Genomic DNA, 16,089 nt, shown 5'->3' on the forward strand with positions numbered 1-16,089 from the left:
GGTACGACAAACGAACAAGAAGCGAATAATATTTTGACTAATTTTGCCACACGACTAAAGTTGGTTGCTCAACAACCGGGTATCGTCAACGCTTTTAATCGGGGTGTTGAGCGAGAGACGTTACGATATACCAAGGACGGACATTTAGTACAGACACCGCATCCGGAAGCACTTGGTTCCGCATTAACCAATCAGTTTATTACCACAGACTTTGCAGAGCAGTTGCTGGAGTTTATTACACCAGTGAGTCAGGATATTTCTACATTGGTTCAGCAGCTGTCTGACATCCATTGTTTTGCTCAGGTCACGATTGATGACGAGGGGTTATGGCCGCTCTCGATGCCCTGCTATGTCGGCGATGAAGAGAATATCGAACTCGCCAAATATGGGACGTCGAATATCGGTAAGATGAAAACGCTGTATCGTCAGGGATTAAAAAATCGTTACGGCAGTCTGATGCAGATTATTTCTGGTGTCCATTTCAATTTTTCTTTTCCGGAAACCTTCTGGGACGCTTTATTCGGTACACAATCAGACAGTGAACGCTGTGCTTCTAAGTCAGAAGCTTATCTGGGCGTGATTCGAAACTACTATCGATTTGGCTGGTTGCTACCTTATCTATTTGGAGCATCACCTGCATTATGTTCATCATTTATCAAAGGCCGTGAAACATCATTGCCTTTTGAAAACATCGGTGAAACGTTATACCTGCCCTATGCAACTTCCTTGCGACTGAGTGATTTAGGTTATACCAATAGTGCTCAAAGTATTCTCAAAATTGGTTTCAATAGTCTCGAAGAATATCTTGAAGGGCTGCGTCAGGCGATTCATTCACCATCGGAAGAGTTTGCTCAGATCGGTGTAAAAGTGAATGGTGAGTACCGTCAGCTAAATAGCAATGTGCTCCAAATCGAAAATGAATTGTATGCACCGATTCGACCCAAACGAGTGACACAAAGCGGTGAGAAACCTTCAGAAGCCTTGGCTAACCGTGGGATTGAGTATATTGAAGTCCGCTCATTGGATGTCAATCCATTCAGCCCGATAGGGATTACTGAAACTCAAATACGCTTCTTGGATCTGTTTTTGACCTGGGCTGCTTTATCTGACTCAGAACCGATGAATGACTGTGAGCTGAATTGCTGGAGAGAAAACTGGCAAAAAGTTATTCTGGAAGGGAGAAAGCCCGGATTAGAGTTACAAATCGGCTGTCATGGTGAAGTGCTGACTTTACAGGCTTGGGCGAAGCGCGTTTTCGGTGAATTAAAACTTGTTGCACAATGGATGGATCAAGCTGCGGGTGATAGTGCTTATCAGGATGTCTGCCAGCAGTTATCTGCCTGGATTGATTTGCCGGAAAATACCTTATCCGGACAGTTTTTGGAACAGATTAAACAGTCTGGTGGATTAGGCAAAACGGGCAGAGCATTGGGTGAGACTTACCGTCAGTACCATCTGGCACATAATTATCAGTACTATTCGCAAGAACTGATGGAACAAGAAGTTACACGCTCAGTGACGGAGCAATATCAGATTGAACAAGATGATCATTGTGATTTTGATGCATTCTTACAGCAGTATTTTGCTTATCTGAATGATCAGGAAGAGTTGCCTGCTGTCCGGGCTGCATGTGAATAATTACCGGAAATACAGATGTCGGGTTGTCGTGGTAATGACTCATTCTCTAAACATCAAACAGGTAGTTTAGTGAAGGTTATCTGAGATAACGTTGTACGGCCAAGAGATACAATTGATACTGATTGTTTATCATCAGTCAAAATGGAGAATTGTCATTATGCCATTATTAGATAGTTTTACAGTGGATCATACACGGATGAATGCACCAGCCGTTCGTGTTGCTAAAACCATGAATACCCCCAAAGGGGATACGATCACGGTGTTTGATTTACGCTTTACTGTCCCGAATCAAGATATCCTTTCAGAGAAAGGTATTCATACACTCGAGCACTTATTTGCAGGCTTTATGAGAGCGCATCTCAATGGTGACGGTGTTGAAATCATCGATATCTCTCCTATGGGGTGCCGGACAGGTTTTTACATGAGCTTGATCGGTGTACCTTCTGAGCAGCGAGTTGCGGATGCCTGGCTGGCAGCAATGCAGGATGTTTTGAAGGTTGAAGACCAGAACAAAATCCCAGAATTAAACATTTATCAATGCGGCACCGCAGCCATGCACTCTTTGGGTGAAGCGAAAGAGATTGCCCAAACGGTTATTGCAAGTGGTATTAGCGTCAATCAGAACGATGATCTGGCGCTACCTGAATCGATGCTTCAGGAACTGAAAGTAGATTGATTCTGAAAATAGATATCGCAGTTTATAAAAAAGCTTGGCATAACAGCCAAGCTTTTTTTGTCATCAATCACCGCTTTTGGCGGTGATGATTGCTTACGATTTTTTGATTTTATTTGGAAAAACTTTGACGAGCTTAATTCTATTCTCTTCAATATCAATAATTTCCATTGCATGTTGGGCAACGTTGATACTAAGTTGAGTTTGAGGAATATCTTCCAGATGCTCCAAAATTAAACCGTTCAAGGTTCTTGGTCCATTGGTCGGTAATTTCCATTTCAGGCTTTTGTTGATATCCCGAATGTTGGCACTGCCCTCAATTAAGAAACTGCCATCACTTTGTGGCGTAATTTCATCCGCAAGGCTTGGTGAAATCGAGGTCGTAAATTCACCGACGATCTCTTCGAGGATATCTTCGAGGGTGACGAGGCCATTAATATCGCCATATTCATCAACAATCAGTCCGATTCGCTCTTTATTTCTCTGGAATTTCAGCAATTGCACGTTGAGTGGCGTCGATTCCGGAATGAAATACACTTCATCTGCGGCTCGAAGTAGCATCTCTTTATTAAACTCGTTTTTTTCAAGCATCAGACGGAAGGGGTCTCTGAGTTTTAAAATCCCGACGACTTCATCAATATTATCCCGGTAGAGAACCACCCGGCCATGCGGTGAATGCGTTAACTGGCGGACGATTGATTTCCAGTCATCATTGATATTAATACCGGTAATCTCGTTACGGGGAACCATGATATCGTTCACGGTGACATGCTCTAAATCGAGAATTGATAACAACATGTCTTGATGTCGTTTCGGAATCAGCCCTCCCGCTTCATTGACCACGGTTCTCAGCTCTTCCGAACTAAGATGGTCATCACCATTTTGGCGTGCTGAAACGCCCAATAGCTTAATAAATCCGTTGGTAATCAGATTGACGAAAAGTACCAGCGGTGAAAGAAGTTTCATGAGAATACTTAACAGGAAGCTACTGATATAAGAAACTTTTTCTGGATAGAGTGCCGCAAGCGTTTTCGGTGTGACCTCTGCAAAAACGAGGATCACCAGTGTCAAAACACCGGTAGCAATCGCGACCCCAAGATTGCCACCCAGACGCATTCCGAGAATTGTCGCAATTGCGGAAGCGAGAATATTGACTAAGTTATTGCCGATCAGGATCAGACCGATCAGGCGATCCGGACGGCTTAATAGTTTTTCAACACGCTTTGCACCTTTATGGCCAGTTTTAGCCAGATGCTTCAGGCGATAGCGGTTTAATGCCATCATGCCTGTTTCTGAACCGGAGAAATATCCTGAGATGATGATAAGACACGCAAGTAGCGTAAATAAGACACCAGTTGATATGTCGTCCAAAATAAATTGCTTCCTTTATTGATGTTGTTACCTTTTTATGGCTCAACACTATTTGGGTGTCAATCCATAAAGTATTTCAACAAGTTAATGTAAGATGAATTCTCGGACAAAACGACTGCCGAAATAAGCCAGAGTCAAAATAAAAGCTCCGGCAATTGCAAACCAGGTTACTTTTCTTCCCCGCCATCCTTTCTGATAGTGCCCCCATAAAAGTACGGTATACACGACCCAGGCGATGATCGACAAGATACCTTTGTGCGCTTTCCCCTGAGCAAAGATTTCTTCAATGAAGACAAAACCTGTGATTAAGGTACCAGTTAACAGCAGATTGCCGATCAGAATGATGCGGAAGAGCTGTCTCTCAATCTGAAGTAACGGAGGAAGGTTTGGGTTAATTGCCAGTGACTTTTTCTTTTTCAGTTTATGATCCAGCCAAGCTAATTGCAGCGCATAGAGTGCACCGATAGTCAGCGTTGAATAGGAGAATAGTGCAAGGAAGATATGGACAAGCAGCGGCAGGTTGTCTTCCATATGCGTGATGAAGCTGCCGGGAAGGCTCGCAGCAGCCGACAAATTAATTGCCGCAAAACCGTAAACCACCGGCAGCATAAACCACAATCGGGTTTTGAGCATCGCACCGCTCATGACTAAGCCGATGATAAAACTGATGAGAGAACCAACATTCAGAATGCTTAGATTCTGGCCGTTAGGGTGAATGATCAGATCGCTGAGTAACCACGCGTGTAACAGCAGCGCAGTTGCAGCGAAAATCAAGACGGCTTTTGCTTTGATACCCGTTTGATTGACCAGCCCCGGAATGATGGTTGCAATAGCGAGAAAGTAAAAAAGCGAAGCAACTATTGCGATAAATTTATCCATATATCTCATCAAAAAAGATTGTAAAGAAGATGAATTATACATGTCTAAGCGTCAATGAGCCACGGGTTGGCTGCTTAATTTTGAATGACATAAAATAAATCGTTGCCAGTCGAAATCAGTGATTCACTATTTCAGCAGGATATTAGGGGCGGAGAAGTGATATCAATGACTGAACAGATATGACTATCAGCTTTGGCTAAGGTATACTCACACCTAATTTATAGCAATTCACAGCACCGCGAAGAGATGCAGTATGTTTGAGAATCTAACTGATCGTTTGTCCAAGACGCTGAAGAATATCAGTGGTAAAGGTCGTCTGACCGAAGAAAACATCAAAGAAACCCTGAGAGAAGTGCGGATGGCTCTGCTTGAGGCGGATGTCGCACTTCCTGTTATCCGTGAATTTGTCAACCGGGTTAAAGAAGGGGCAGTCGGAGTCGAAGTCTCCAAATCGCTCACTCCGGGACAAGAGTTCATCAAGATTGTACAAACGGAACTGGAAGCGGTGATGGGCGCCTCGAATGAAGCGTTAAATCTTGCCGCTCAGCCACCGGCTGTTGTCTTGATGGCAGGCTTACAAGGTGCCGGTAAAACGACCAGTGTCGGTAAGCTGTCAAAATTACTGAAAGAACGAGACAAGAAAAAAGTCTTAGTTGTTTCCGCAGACGTTTATCGTCCTGCCGCTATCAAACAATTGGAAACTTTGGCAAGTGATATTGGCGTTGACTTTTTTCCTTCAAGCGCAGACCAGAAACCGATCGATATTGCTTTAGCTGCAATTGATCAAGCGCGAAAAAAGTTTTACGACGTCTTAATTGTCGATACGGCAGGACGTTTGGCTATCGATGAGCAGATGATGTCTGAAATTCAGGATCTTCATCGTGCGGTTAATCCTGTTGAGACACTATTTGTTGTGGATGCCATGACGGGGCAGGATGCTGCCAATACCGCGAAGGCTTTTGGGGATGCACTGCCTCTGACAGGGGTGATCTTAACCAAAGTCGACGGGGATGCGCGTGGTGGTGCTGCACTATCTGTTCGTCATGTGACCGGCAAACCCATTAAGTTTTTGGGGGTCGGAGAAAAAACAGATGCTTTAGAACCTTTCCATCCCGATCGGGTTGCGTCGCGTATTTTGGGAATGGGAGATGTTCTTTCTCTCATTGAAGATTTACAGCGTAACGTCGATCAGGAAAAAGCCCAGAAACTTGCTCAAAAGTTTAAAGAGAAAAAGGGCTTTGACTTGGAAGACTTCCGTGAGCAGCTGGGGCAGATGCAAAATATGGGCGGCATGATGGGAATGCTGGATAAACTTCCCGGTATGGCAAACATGAAAGATGGTATCAAAGACAAAGTTGATGATCGGATGTTCAAACAGATGGAAGCGATTATCAGCTCAATGACGATGAAAGAACGCCAGCACCCTGATGTGATTAAGGGCTCGCGGAAAAAAAGAATTGCCGCTGGTTCCGGGACTCAGGTTCAAGATGTGAACCGGTTACTGAAGCAGTTTACACAAATGCAGAAAATGATGAAAAAAATGCAGAAAGGTGGCATGAAAGGGATGATGAGAAACATGCAGGGCATGATGGGGGGCGGAGGCTTTAACCCATTCGGACGCTAATCACTGCGAGTTTGTTATGTTGTTCCACAATGGCTAAAAAATAGCTAAAGCCCTTGCAATAGCTCGGAATAAGAGTAAAATTCGGGGGCTTTAAATTGGCACGAGACCCCAATCGGCTGTTCTGAAAAACAGTTCTTGGGGTTAATTTTATTATATAAGCAAGCAAAGAGGACGATATGGTAACCATTCGTTTGGCACGTCACGGCGCTAAAAAGCGTCCATTTTATCAAATTGTAGTTGCGGACAGCCGCAATGCTGCTACTGGTCGTTTCATCGAGAAAGTCGGTTTCTTTAACCCGACGGCATCTGGTCAGGAAGAAGGTCTTCGTCTTGATCTGGATCGTGTAAACCACTGGGTCGGACAAGGTGCATCTCTGTCTGAACGTGTAGCAAAACTAGTAAAAGACGCTCAAAAAGCGGCTTAATCTATCTGTAGATGACTAGTAAATGTCGATGGAAGGTCAAGGCACAATGAGTGAACCGAAAAGTAAAATTGTTGTCGGTAAGTTTGGATCAACTTACGGCATTCGCGGTTGGCTTAAGGTTTTTTCCTTCACAGACAATCCGGAAAGTATTTTTGATTATAGCCCTTGGTATATTAACCGTAAGGGAGAGTGGATTGAGTACAAAGTTGAAAGCTGGAAACGCCATAACAAAGGGATGGTGGTTAAGCTTGAAGGATTGGATCTTCGTGAAGACTCCCATCTTTTAACCAATTTTGAAATTTCAGTTGACTCTGCTTCTCTACCAGAACTGTCAGAAGATGAGTTCTACTGGCGAGAATTGTTTGGGATGCAGGTGATCACCACGGGTGGCTACCATCTGGGTGAGGTCGTTGACCTCATGGAAACCGGCTCAAATGATGTTTTGGTTGTGAAAGCGAATCTAAAAGATGCTTTTGGACAAAAGGAACGTTTAATTCCGTTCCTTGAAGAGCAAGTGATTAAGAATATTGATCGCTCCGCTCAACGGATCGAAGTTGACTGGGATCCTGGATTCTGATTCCACGGTACAGAGCGAGAAAATGATGTGGGTTGGCGTAATTAGCCTTTTTCCTGAAATGTTTCGTTCTGTGACTGATTATGGGGTCACAGGTCAAGCGGTAAAAAAAGGGTTACTATCAGTTGAGGTCTGGAATCCAAGGGATTTTACTCATGATAGACATCGTACAGTAGACGATAAACCCTATGGGGGCGGGCCTGGTATGCTCATGATGGTACAGCCATTGCGTGATGCCATCCATGCAGCCAAAGCTTCTGCTCCCGGAAAGACGAAAGTGATATACCTTTCTCCACAGGGACGAAAACTCGACCAATGTGGGGTTGAAGAACTGGCAACAAATGAGAATTTAATCTTAATTTGTGGACGGTACGAAGGGGTAGATGAGCGTATTATTGAGTCTGAGGTCGATGAAGAGTGGTCTGTCGGAGATTTTGTCATGACGGGTGGTGAATTACCGGCTATGACAATGATTGATGCAGCAGCTCGGTTTGTCCCCGGTGTTCTTGGGGATTTTGCATCAGCAGAAGAAGATTCTTTTGCGAACGGATTGCTAGATTGTCCACATTATACGCGCCCGGAAGTATTGGATGGGAAAGAAATTCCTGCCGTACTGAAATCGGGAAATCATCGAGACATTCGTCGTTGGCGACTGAAACAGTCGTTAGGCCGTACTTGGCTAAGAAGACCGGAGCTCCTGGAAAACCTAGCTCTGACTGACGAACAGGAACAGTTACTAGTTGAATTCATTCAAGAATATCAAGCTAAGTAACTTCAATTAATTGAGTATCAGTTTATTCTAGGAAATTAACAATGAGTAATATCATCAAAGCTCTTGAGCAAGAGCAAATGAAACAAGACCTACCTAAGTTTGCACCTGGCGATACAGTCGTTGTGCAAGTTAAGGTTAAAGAAGGTGAGCGTGAGCGTTTACAGGCATTTGAAGGTGTTGTAATCGCAGTTCGTAACCGTGGTCTTCACTCAGCATTTACCGTTCGTAAAATCTCTAACGGTGAAGGTGTTGAGCGTACGTTCCAAACACACTCTCCAGTTGTTGACAGTATCGAAGTTAAGCGTCGTGGTGCAGTACGTCGTGCCAAGTTGTACTATCTACGCGAACGCTCTGGTAAGTCTGCTCGTATTAAAGAGAAACTTGCTAAGAAGTAATGCTGTCTCAGACATGCGTTCTCAAAAAACGGAGCCATTTGGCTCCGTTTTTTATGTCTTCTATTCAACATCAGGCAGAAAGAAATATGACTGAATTAATCCCGGGTATCTTCGGCGACAGTCACTGGTATGGTGATCTCCTTGCCTTTTCTGATGACATCAACGTGAATGGTTGTTCCCGGACGCAGATCGGTCACTAAATCCATAACGCTTTGACGCCCGTTAATTTTTTTGCCGTCAATTTTGATAATGATATCTTGGGGTTTAAAGCCTGCCGAAGCTGCCGGGCCATTCGGATCGACACCGAGCACAATGATGCCACCAATATGTTCGTTGCCAAGAAGCCGGGATGCAACCGAGCTGATATCTTGCCCGTCAATCCCGATATATCCTCGAATCACCCGTCCGTCGGCAATGATTTTTTCCATAATCTTATTGGCAAGCTGATAGGGAATGGCAAAAGAGATACCGTAAGTTTCCAGATCGGTTGCTTGTTGAAATGAAGCGGTATTGATTCCGACAAGTTCACCCTGCGTATTGACTAAAGCACCGCCAGAATTGCCTTCATTAATTGCTGCGTCCGTCTGAATAAATGCCTGTCGACCATCAATACTGATTGAGGAGCGCCCAGTTGCTGAAATGATACCGAAAGTGGTCGTTTGCCCCAGATTATATGGATTACCAATGGCGAGTACGACATCTCCGACCTGAGGGGAGTAGTTCTGATTTTGAGGAATAACGGGTAAATTCGAGTCTTCAATTCTGAGTACGGCAATATCTGAACGACGGTCTTTTCCGACCAGTTGTGCCGCAGCAACCCGACCATCCTGAAGGGCAACGATCACCTGATCAGCCTGAGCGATGACATGGTAATTGGTGATAATGTACCCTTTTTCACTGACAATAACACCGGACCCTAGCCCTTGGGTGGATAACTTGGAACGATCATTGGCAGCATATTTACGGCTATAAATGTTAACCACTGCCGGCGCCGCTCTGCGCACAGCTTGATTGAAGGTGATTTGCAGTGAGTTGATATTGGTTGGCTGTGGATTCTTTGCTGGTGGGAAAATATGGCTTCTCAAAGAAGGAACGGAAACAATGACAATCAGGGCCGTCACTAATCCAATTCCAACAGAACGAAGTAAGTTAGCTATCATATGCTTTCAATCCACAGAACCATCACAAACATGTATATAGGGAGGAAAGAATAGCACTCTCTGAATCAATAGAAAATGGGCCTTTCATCAGAAAGGCCCAATAATGAATGAATTAACGGATAACGAGGTAGATGGTCCGATCATTACGTTGAATATTCAGAGCAAGAATACTTGGTGATTTCTCCAAAATCTTTCTCAACTCAGCAATATTTTTAACGCGCTGTCTGTTCAGACCAATAATGATGTCACCCTCTTGGAGCTGATAGCCTTCAGCCGGAGAACCTTTTTCCACATGGGTCACTTTGACCCCTTGAATTGGGTCGCTTGACGTGGTGTTAGACAGTTCAGCACCGGACAGGCCTTCATACAGTGCTTTCGCCTGAGTTTTAGTTTCGTTCTGCTTGCCTAACGTGACGTCGAATGTTCGCTCTTTTCCATCTCTGAGGACACCCAGTTTCACTTTTTTACCTGCACCGAGTGTCGCAACTTTTGCGCGAAGTTCAGAGAAAGAATCAATATTTTTACCATTGACGGAGACAATGATATCACCTGCTTTCAGACCGGCTTTATCTGCAGCGCTATCCGGAACAACCTGACTGACGAAAGCGCCTTTGCTTGAATCGTAACCCATCGCCTGTGCCAGCTCCGAGGTGACTTCTCCGCCTTGGACACCCAACATACCTCGTTTGACTTCACCGTATTCGAGGATTTGATCGGTCAGGTTCTTCATCATGTTGGCCGGAATTGCAAAACCAATACCGACATTGCCGCCATTCGGCCCGAGTATTGCAGTATTAATCCCGATCAGTTCACCTTTCAGGTTGACCAGAGCACCACCTGAGTTACCACTATTAATTGCGGCATCGGTCTGGATGAAGTTCTCGAAGTTTTCGATATTCAGACCGCTTCGGCCTAAAGCAGAAATAATGCCGGAAGTAACCGTTTGTCCCAGACCGAAAGGATTACCGATTGCGACGGCAAAATCACCGACACGAATTTTGTCTGAATCGGATAGTTTGATTTGAGTGAGGTTTTTTGCTTTATCCAATTTAATGAGCGCGATATCTGACATTTTGTCACCACCGACAAGCTCTGCTTTATATTCGCGACCGTCATAGAGCTTCACACGGATTTTGTCTGCACCGTTTATGACGTGGTAGTTGGTGACCACATAGCCTTTGTCTGCATTAATGATAACCCCAGAGCCAAGCGCTTTAAAAGGGCGTTCCTGAAGCTGATCAGTCGGAAAGTTCGGACCAAAGAAGAAACGGAATTGTTCTGGAAGACGTTGATGGGATACTTGTGTTCCTTCAACAGCAATAGAAACGACTGCCGGTGTCACATGCTCAAGCATTGGCGCCAGACTTGGTAATTGTTCTCCGTTAACGGCGATAGGCAGAGCTGCCGCTGCTGGTAGCGGGGTGATGATAGAACTCATGCATAATGATAGGGTTGCTAATGCAAGCAAAGGTTTTTTCATCTTAAAACTCCTCTTTGGAAATCACCTGTTGGTAACTATTTGATATCTTGATATAAAAGTTTCAACAGCGTCAGTGTGTTTTAAGACTCAAAAACCTTTGCAAAGTTCACAAAAATTTTTAATTTGGTTGTGCGTTGATAATATCTTTTGAGTGGATGATCGGTTTTTCTTCATTTCTCAGCTGGCCTGAAGCACCTAATGCGTAGTCTTTTGGTGGCAGACTTTGATCCGGAGATTCTTGCGATTCAACCTCTTGATGTTTGACGATCGTTTTGATGAATGGATTATCCTGATCCGGAAGGTTCGGAATCAACTCTGAAGATGTCTTCGCTAAATGTTGATAGAGCTTGGTGTAATCTTTGCCTATTGTGTCCAGCATTTCTGCGGTTTGGGCAAAATGATCCATCAGTTCTTGCCGTTGTTGCTCCAGCTCAAACTTCGCATTATCCAAGTCTTTCTGTACGGACTTCTGGTTTTTATATTGGGGGGTTGTCAGGCGAGTGATCACGACACCGACGACACATCCAATCAGCAAACCTATGATGGTATAGATCCAAGGCATAACCGCTCCTTATTGTTGTTATTTAACATGTTTTTTACCAAAAGGTTACACATGCTCAAAGGACATGGTACTATGACTTTCTTAGCTGATAAAGCAAAAAGCATGTGTTGCGCTGCACACTTTCCTCTCTTCTTATTTTACTCGATATTTATGACACCTAGGCAACGTTACGATCAGGATTTGAAAGACAATAATTTTCAGAAGGATGCGGCTCAGTTAATGGCTGTCGATGCTTTAGATGATCTTTATCATCGATTCCTCGCCTATCTGGAAAGACCGGTTGAACGAGATTCTTTATTGACTCGTTTGCTCAGAAAAAAAGCCCAGCGTCCGGTTCCACCTAAAGGGTTATATTTTTGGGGTGGGGTCGGGAGAGGGAAGACTTATCTGATGGATACTTTTTATGATGCTCTCCCTACTCAAAGGAAAATGAGAGTTCATTTCCACCGTTTTATGTATCGGGTTCATGAAGAGCTGAAGCAGCTTCACAATGTCAATGATCCGCTTGAAATTATCGCAGATAAGTTTAGTGCCGAAACCGAAATCATCTGTTTTGACGAGTTTTTTGTTTCGGATATTACCGATGCCATGATTTTGGGCACGCTTTTTCAGGCACTTTTCGCCCGGGATATGATTTTGGTTGCCACCTCGAATATTCCACCGGACGATTTATATCGCAATGGCTTACAGCGGGCACGCTTTATTCCGGCTATCGAGTTAATTAAAGCACACTGCCAAGTCATTAATGTAGATAGTGGGATTGATTATCGGTTGAGAACCCTCGAACAAGCAGAAATTTATCATTTTCCGAATGACGAGCAATCAAGAATCAGTTTGGAAAACTACTACCGCCAACTTATCAGCCATGAGTCGGATATCACCTTAAGTATTGAAGTCAATCATCGACAAATACCGGTGATAAAAGCTGGCAATGGGGTGTTGTTCGCCACGTTTGCGCAATTGTGTCAGAGTATGAGAAGCCAGAATGACTACATCGAGCTATCTCGCCTGTACCATACTGTTTTACTGGCTGATGTGAAGCAGATGAATGCCATGCTTGATGATGCTGCCCGACGTTTTATTGCTCTGGTTGATGAGTTTTATGAGCGTCATGTTAAATTAATCATTTCAGCAGAAGTTGCGTTAGATGCGTTGTATCAAGGGGGGCTGTTAGCATTTGAGTTTCAGCGTTGCCGCTCGCGTTTGATTGAGATGCAAAGTCGTGAATATTTGCTGAAAGAACATCTATCCTAATAGCTCAGCAAGCTTCTAAATTGATTCGGTTAAAAAATTAATTTTTGTCAGAAAAATGATGATTTTTTTAGCGCACTTCTCTATAATCCTGCGACCCACCGTTACTGTAGGTCTGTTTTTTTATTCAGACCGAGAGTGCCAACCACTCGAAGGGGTGATGACTGGGCTCTAGACAGTGGGAGCAATTGCTCCTTAAGTGTAAATTTTAAATAACGGGTTATTATTAGCATGAAAACTTTCGTTGCTAAACCAGAAACTGTAAAACGCGACTGGTATGTTGTGGACGCAGAGGGTAAAACTCTTGGTCGTCTGGCAAGTGAAATTGCATCTCGCTTACGTGGCAAGCATAAAGCTGAATATACGCCTCACGTTGACACCGGTGATTACATCATCGTTGTTAATGCTGAGAAAGTGACTGTAACAGGTAATAAATCTGCAGCTAAGACTTATTATCGTCACTCTGAGTTTCCTGGTGGCATCAAGTCTATCACTTTTGATAAGCTGATCGACCACAAACCAGAGATGGTTATCGAGCTAGCGGTTAAAGGTATGCTTCCACGTGGTCCTCTAGGCCGTGCTATGTACCGTAAACTGAAAGTTTACGCTGGCGCTGAGCACAACCATGCTGCTCAACAACCAAAAGTACTAGACATCTAATTGGGGATTTCGGAAATGGCAGAGAATCAATACTACGGCACTGGCCGTCGCAAAAGCTCAGCTGCACGTGTTTTTATTAAACCAGGCAGCGGTAACATCGTCATCAACAAGCGTAGCCTTGATGAGTACTTTGGTCGTCCTACAGCTCGTATGGTTGTTCAACAACCACTTGAGTTAGTTGAGATGACTGACAAACTTGATCTGTACATCACTGTAAAAGGTGGCGGTATTTCAGGTCAGGCTGGTGCAATTCGTCACGGTATCACTCGTGCTTTGATGGAATACGATGAGTCTCTACGTCCTGCTCTACGCGCAGCTGGCTACGTTACTCGTGACGCTCGTCGCGTTGAACGTAAGAAAGTTGGTCTACGTAAAGCACGTCGTCGTCCACAGTTTTCAAAACGTTAATTACGTTTTATGTGGTTTCGAAAACCCGGCATCTTGCCGGGTTTTTTTATCCCTATGATTTATGAATGATGTCAGTCTGGATAAAAATATGATCTAACGGATAGGAATACAGAGCGCTCAAAATTTTCCTGTTTGCTTAGACAAACGTAGTCATGCTCTAGTCTGCTTATTCCGCTTAAACTATCAGATGATCAGATACTCGGCCTGAATGATACCATTCGGTGATTCTTTGTTCCGGAAGAAAGAGTGTTGGCGTGATGTGCACTAATTATGCTATTATATCGTGCTGTTTGTCAGGGTTTTGAATTATCAATGGAGGCTTGCCTCCATTGTTTTTATTATTATTGTGTGCTGGAGGGGTCCATGGCTGTTGCTGCCAATAAACGTTCTGTGATGACTTTATTTTCAAGTGCCTCAGATATGTATAGTCATCAGGTAAGAATTGTTCTGGCTGAGAAAGGTGTGAGTGTTGAGGTTGAGTTGGTTGATGAATCAAACTTACCTGCGGAACTGATTGAGTTAAATCCGTATAAATCAGTCCCGACCCTTGTCGATCGTGAACTTGCACTTTATGACTCAAAAATTATTATGGAATATTTGGATGAGCGTTTTCCACATCCGCCATTGATGCCAGTCTATCCTGTAGCACGCGGTAATAGCCGTTTGATGGTTTATCGTATTGAGCGGAATTGGTATTCACTCGCTGACAAAATTATAAATGGTTCTGTGAGCGAAGCTGAAGCGGCAAGAAGTAAATTACAAAATGATTTACTGACCTTGGCACCTGTATTTGCTGAATTTGAATATTTCATGAGTGAAGAATTTAGTCTGGTGGATTGCTATCTTGCTCCGTTATTATGGCGTCTACCTGTATTGGGAATCGATCTCATTGGTCCGGGTTCTAAAGAGTTAAAAGTATATATGAACCGTGTTTTTGAACGAGATTCATTCTTGGCTTCCTTGACTGAAACTGAGCGTGAGATGCGTTTATCTCGTTAATTCGGGTAGGATGTATAACTCATGGATAATATGACACCTCGACGCCCGTATATGCTTCGGGCCTTTTATGACTGGTTATTAGAGAACGACTTAACACCTCATTTGGTTGTTGATGCAACTCTTCCTGGCGTTCGGGTACCTGTCGAATTCATTCAAGATGGTCAGATTATTCTGAACATAGCCCCAAGAGCCGTCGGGAATCTAGAGTTAGGCAACGATGCAATTATGTTCAACGCTCGTTTTGGTGGGCGTCCTCATTCGGTCATTGTTCCTATTTTTGCTGTTCAGGCAATTTACGCGCGTGAGAATGGTGCCGGAACGATGTTTGAACCGGAAGATGCATACGTTCAACAACTTGAACAGGCTCAAGAGCAAGAAGAACAGCAAACTCAAGGTATTGATCTTGTTGTAGAAACAACTGATGCTGATGACTCTGTTTCTTCTCCTGATGACGAACCACCTCGGCCGCGCGGAAAACCGAGTCTGAGAGTGATAAAGTAGTCACTTCGTTTGGGTCAGAAATAAGTTATAAAAAAGCAGCGTTTGCTGCTTTTTTTATTTTTTAAATGATGATGGATGAAGATGGAGCGTCTATTTTTCATCAGTGACGGGAAAGATCTCCATCTCCCTTATTACTGCTTTTGTGGGCTGGCAGCATATTGAAATGCTTTAATCACTCGCTTTACACCGGAAATATTACGTGCAACTTCTGCTGCGTGGTTACCCTGTTCTGCTGTGACATAACCAAATAAGAATACTTCTTTATCTTCAGTGATTACTTTGATCTTAACACCGCTCAATTGGTTGTCTGTTAATAGGGATGATTTAACTTTGGTTGTGATCCAACTGTCTTGGCTGATGTCCGACGTACTTAAGGGCTGACGGATTCTAACCTGATCATGAACATCTCTGACGCCCTTAATTTTTTGCACATCTTTTTCTAATGACTCCAACAGCTTCTCATCCTGAGACTGACCCATTAATACCACGACTCCACGAAAAGAGTTAGAGACGATACGGGTTTTACCACGGTAGGGTGGTTTTCTGATTAAGCCGGTTATTTCAGCTTCAATGTAATTATCATCCCAAATTTGCTGAGTCGAACGTGGATCAGTGACGATATCGGCTGTCGTTGCTGCACCGGCAATAAACAACCCAACACATCCGGATAACATGACAGCAAGAGATAACGTAATCAGAATGGTTAAATTTTTCATG

18 protein-coding genes are annotated in these 16,089 nt (G+C 43.8%); 12 read left to right on the plus strand and 6 right to left on the minus strand.

The window, feature by feature from the left end; genetic code table 11:
• Positions 1 to 33: 33 nt before the first annotated feature.
• Both gshA and luxS read left to right on the plus strand, forming a co-directional pair.
• On the plus strand, positions 34 to 1,638 hold the full coding sequence (gshA, locus tag VR7878_RS07200; protein ID WP_077334782.1) for a glutamate--cysteine ligase: 1,605 nt from the start codon (positions 34 to 36) through the stop codon (positions 1,636 to 1,638).
• A gap of 157 nt (positions 1,639 to 1,795) precedes the next feature.
• The gene (gene luxS / locus VR7878_RS07205) at positions 1,796 to 2,314 is read left to right on the plus strand and encodes an S-ribosylhomocysteine lyase (protein WP_077334784.1); all 519 of its coding nucleotides are present in this window, start codon (positions 1,796 to 1,798) and stop codon (positions 2,312 to 2,314) included.
• Positions 2,315 to 2,407: 93 nt separating this feature from the next.
• On the opposite strand, the gene VR7878_RS07210 is transcribed toward luxS, so the two are convergent.
• Positions 2,408 to 3,682, minus strand: coding sequence for an HlyC/CorC family transporter (locus VR7878_RS07210; protein WP_077334786.1), 1,275 nt, complete (start codon positions 3,680 to 3,682; stop codon positions 2,408 to 2,410).
• Positions 3,683 to 3,766: 84 nt separating this feature from the next.
• Positions 3,767 to 4,561, minus strand: coding sequence for a cytochrome C assembly family protein (locus VR7878_RS07215; RefSeq protein WP_077334898.1), 795 nt, complete (start codon positions 4,559 to 4,561; stop codon positions 3,767 to 3,769).
• Between the two features lie 253 nt (positions 4,562 to 4,814).
• Here VR7878_RS07215 and ffh point away from each other — a divergent pair, with 253 nt between their 5' ends.
• From ffh to rplS, 5 genes are all read left to right on the plus strand, one after another.
• Positions 4,815 to 6,185: a signal recognition particle protein gene (gene ffh, locus VR7878_RS07220; protein WP_077334788.1), complete on the plus strand. Its 1,371-nt coding sequence runs from the start codon at positions 4,815 to 4,817 to the stop codon at positions 6,183 to 6,185.
• A gap of 176 nt (positions 6,186 to 6,361) precedes the next feature.
• Positions 6,362 to 6,610 carry a 30S ribosomal protein S16 gene (rpsP, locus tag VR7878_RS07225; RefSeq protein ID WP_074371838.1) on the plus strand — a complete coding sequence of 83 codons (249 nt, stop codon included), beginning with the start codon at positions 6,362 to 6,364 and terminating at the stop codon, positions 6,608 to 6,610.
• 22 nt (positions 6,611 to 6,632) lie between these two features.
• A complete protein-coding gene (rimM, locus tag VR7878_RS07230; RefSeq protein ID WP_077334790.1) occupies positions 6,633 to 7,187 on the plus strand; it encodes a ribosome maturation factor RimM in 555 nt (184 codons plus the stop codon).
• 25 nt (positions 7,188 to 7,212) lie between these two features.
• Positions 7,213 to 7,956, plus strand: coding sequence for a tRNA (guanosine(37)-N1)-methyltransferase TrmD (gene trmD / locus VR7878_RS07235; protein ID WP_077334900.1), 744 nt, complete (start codon positions 7,213 to 7,215; stop codon positions 7,954 to 7,956).
• 41 nt (positions 7,957 to 7,997) lie between these two features.
• Positions 7,998 to 8,351, plus strand: a complete 354-nt coding sequence (gene rplS, locus VR7878_RS07240) for a 50S ribosomal protein L19 (protein ID WP_077334792.1) — start codon at positions 7,998 to 8,000, stop codon at positions 8,349 to 8,351.
• A gap of 95 nt (positions 8,352 to 8,446) precedes the next feature.
• Here rplS and degS read toward each other — a convergent pair whose 3' ends face one another.
• The 3 genes from degS to zapG all read right to left on the minus strand — a co-directional run bounded on the left by degS (position 8,447) and on the right by zapG (position 11,553).
• On the minus strand, positions 8,447 to 9,511 hold the full coding sequence (gene degS, locus VR7878_RS07245) for an outer membrane-stress sensor serine endopeptidase DegS (RefSeq protein WP_077334793.1): 1,065 nt from the start codon (positions 9,509 to 9,511) through the stop codon (positions 8,447 to 8,449).
• 112 nt (positions 9,512 to 9,623) lie between these two features.
• Positions 9,624 to 10,991, minus strand: a complete 1,368-nt coding sequence (locus VR7878_RS07250) for a DegQ family serine endoprotease (protein WP_077334795.1) — start codon at positions 10,989 to 10,991, stop codon at positions 9,624 to 9,626.
• A gap of 118 nt (positions 10,992 to 11,109) precedes the next feature.
• The gene (gene zapG, locus VR7878_RS07255; protein WP_077334797.1) at positions 11,110 to 11,553 is read right to left on the minus strand and encodes a Z-ring associated protein ZapG; all 444 of its coding nucleotides are present in this window, start codon (positions 11,551 to 11,553) and stop codon (positions 11,110 to 11,112) included.
• 150 nt (positions 11,554 to 11,703) lie between these two features.
• On the opposite strand from zapG, the gene zapE reads away from it, so the two are divergent.
• The 5 genes from zapE (at position 11,704) to sspB (ending at position 15,372) form a co-directional block, all read left to right on the plus strand.
• Entirely contained in the window at positions 11,704 to 12,807 is a 1,104-nt protein-coding gene (gene zapE, locus VR7878_RS07260) for a cell division protein ZapE (protein WP_077334902.1), read from the plus strand.
• 228 nt (positions 12,808 to 13,035) lie between these two features.
• Positions 13,036 to 13,464: a 50S ribosomal protein L13 gene (rplM, locus tag VR7878_RS07265; RefSeq protein ID WP_038183160.1), complete on the plus strand. Its 429-nt coding sequence runs from the start codon at positions 13,036 to 13,038 to the stop codon at positions 13,462 to 13,464.
• Positions 13,465 to 13,479: 15 nt separating this feature from the next.
• Positions 13,480 to 13,872, plus strand: a complete 393-nt coding sequence (gene rpsI / locus VR7878_RS07270) for a 30S ribosomal protein S9 (RefSeq protein WP_038183163.1) — start codon at positions 13,480 to 13,482, stop codon at positions 13,870 to 13,872.
• Positions 13,873 to 14,235: 363 nt separating this feature from the next.
• Positions 14,236 to 14,871: a stringent starvation protein SspA gene (gene sspA / locus VR7878_RS07275; protein WP_077334799.1), complete on the plus strand. Its 636-nt coding sequence runs from the start codon at positions 14,236 to 14,238 to the stop codon at positions 14,869 to 14,871.
• Between the two features lie 30 nt (positions 14,872 to 14,901).
• The gene (gene sspB, locus VR7878_RS07280) at positions 14,902 to 15,372 is read left to right on the plus strand and encodes a ClpXP protease specificity-enhancing factor (protein WP_139344043.1); all 471 of its coding nucleotides are present in this window, start codon (positions 14,902 to 14,904) and stop codon (positions 15,370 to 15,372) included.
• A gap of 131 nt (positions 15,373 to 15,503) precedes the next feature.
• Here sspB and VR7878_RS07285 read toward each other — a convergent pair whose 3' ends face one another.
• Positions 15,504 to 16,088: a BON domain-containing protein gene (locus VR7878_RS07285; RefSeq protein WP_077334803.1), complete on the minus strand. Its 585-nt coding sequence runs from the start codon at positions 16,086 to 16,088 to the stop codon at positions 15,504 to 15,506.
• Position 16,089: the final 1 nt, after the last annotated feature.

Origin of the sequence: Vibrio ruber DSM 16370, from assembly GCF_900163965.1 — a bacterium.
In the GTDB taxonomy this organism is placed as follows: domain Bacteria; phylum Pseudomonadota; class Gammaproteobacteria; order Enterobacterales; family Vibrionaceae; genus Vibrio; species Vibrio ruber.

What these genes read in the sequence shown, in the direction of transcription:
- rpsI (WP_038183163.1), top strand. Translation starts at nt 13,480, where the DNA reads ATGGCAGAGAATCAATACTACGGCACTGGCCGTCGCAAAAGCTCAGCT.
- rimM (WP_077334790.1), top strand. Translation starts at nt 6,633, where the DNA reads ATGTCGATGGAAGGTCAAGGCACAATGAGTGAACCGAAAAGTAAAATT.
- VR7878_RS07285 (WP_077334803.1), bottom strand. Translation starts at nt 16,088, where the DNA reads ATGAAAAATTTAACCATTCTGATTACGTTATCTCTTGCTGTCATGTTA.
- rplS (WP_077334792.1), top strand. Translation starts at nt 7,998, where the DNA reads ATGAGTAATATCATCAAAGCTCTTGAGCAAGAGCAAATGAAACAAGAC.
- rplM (WP_038183160.1), top strand. Translation starts at nt 13,036, where the DNA reads ATGAAAACTTTCGTTGCTAAACCAGAAACTGTAAAACGCGACTGGTAT.
- zapG (WP_077334797.1), bottom strand. Translation starts at nt 11,553, where the DNA reads ATGCCTTGGATCTATACCATCATAGGTTTGCTGATTGGATGTGTCGTC.
- luxS (WP_077334784.1), top strand. Translation starts at nt 1,796, where the DNA reads ATGCCATTATTAGATAGTTTTACAGTGGATCATACACGGATGAATGCA.
- sspA (WP_077334799.1), top strand. Translation starts at nt 14,236, where the DNA reads ATGGCTGTTGCTGCCAATAAACGTTCTGTGATGACTTTATTTTCAAGT.
- trmD (WP_077334900.1), top strand. Translation starts at nt 7,213, where the DNA reads ATGTGGGTTGGCGTAATTAGCCTTTTTCCTGAAATGTTTCGTTCTGTG.
- degS (WP_077334793.1), bottom strand. Translation starts at nt 9,511, where the DNA reads ATGATAGCTAACTTACTTCGTTCTGTTGGAATTGGATTAGTGACGGCC.
- ffh (WP_077334788.1), top strand. Translation starts at nt 4,815, where the DNA reads ATGTTTGAGAATCTAACTGATCGTTTGTCCAAGACGCTGAAGAATATC.
- sspB (WP_139344043.1), top strand. Translation starts at nt 14,902, where the DNA reads ATGACACCTCGACGCCCGTATATGCTTCGGGCCTTTTATGACTGGTTA.
- VR7878_RS07215 (WP_077334898.1), bottom strand. Translation starts at nt 4,561, where the DNA reads ATGGATAAATTTATCGCAATAGTTGCTTCGCTTTTTTACTTTCTCGCT.
- VR7878_RS07250 (WP_077334795.1), bottom strand. Translation starts at nt 10,991, where the DNA reads ATGAAAAAACCTTTGCTTGCATTAGCAACCCTATCATTATGCATGAGT.
- zapE (WP_077334902.1), top strand. Translation starts at nt 11,704, where the DNA reads ATGACACCTAGGCAACGTTACGATCAGGATTTGAAAGACAATAATTTT.
- rpsP (WP_074371838.1), top strand. Translation starts at nt 6,362, where the DNA reads ATGGTAACCATTCGTTTGGCACGTCACGGCGCTAAAAAGCGTCCATTT.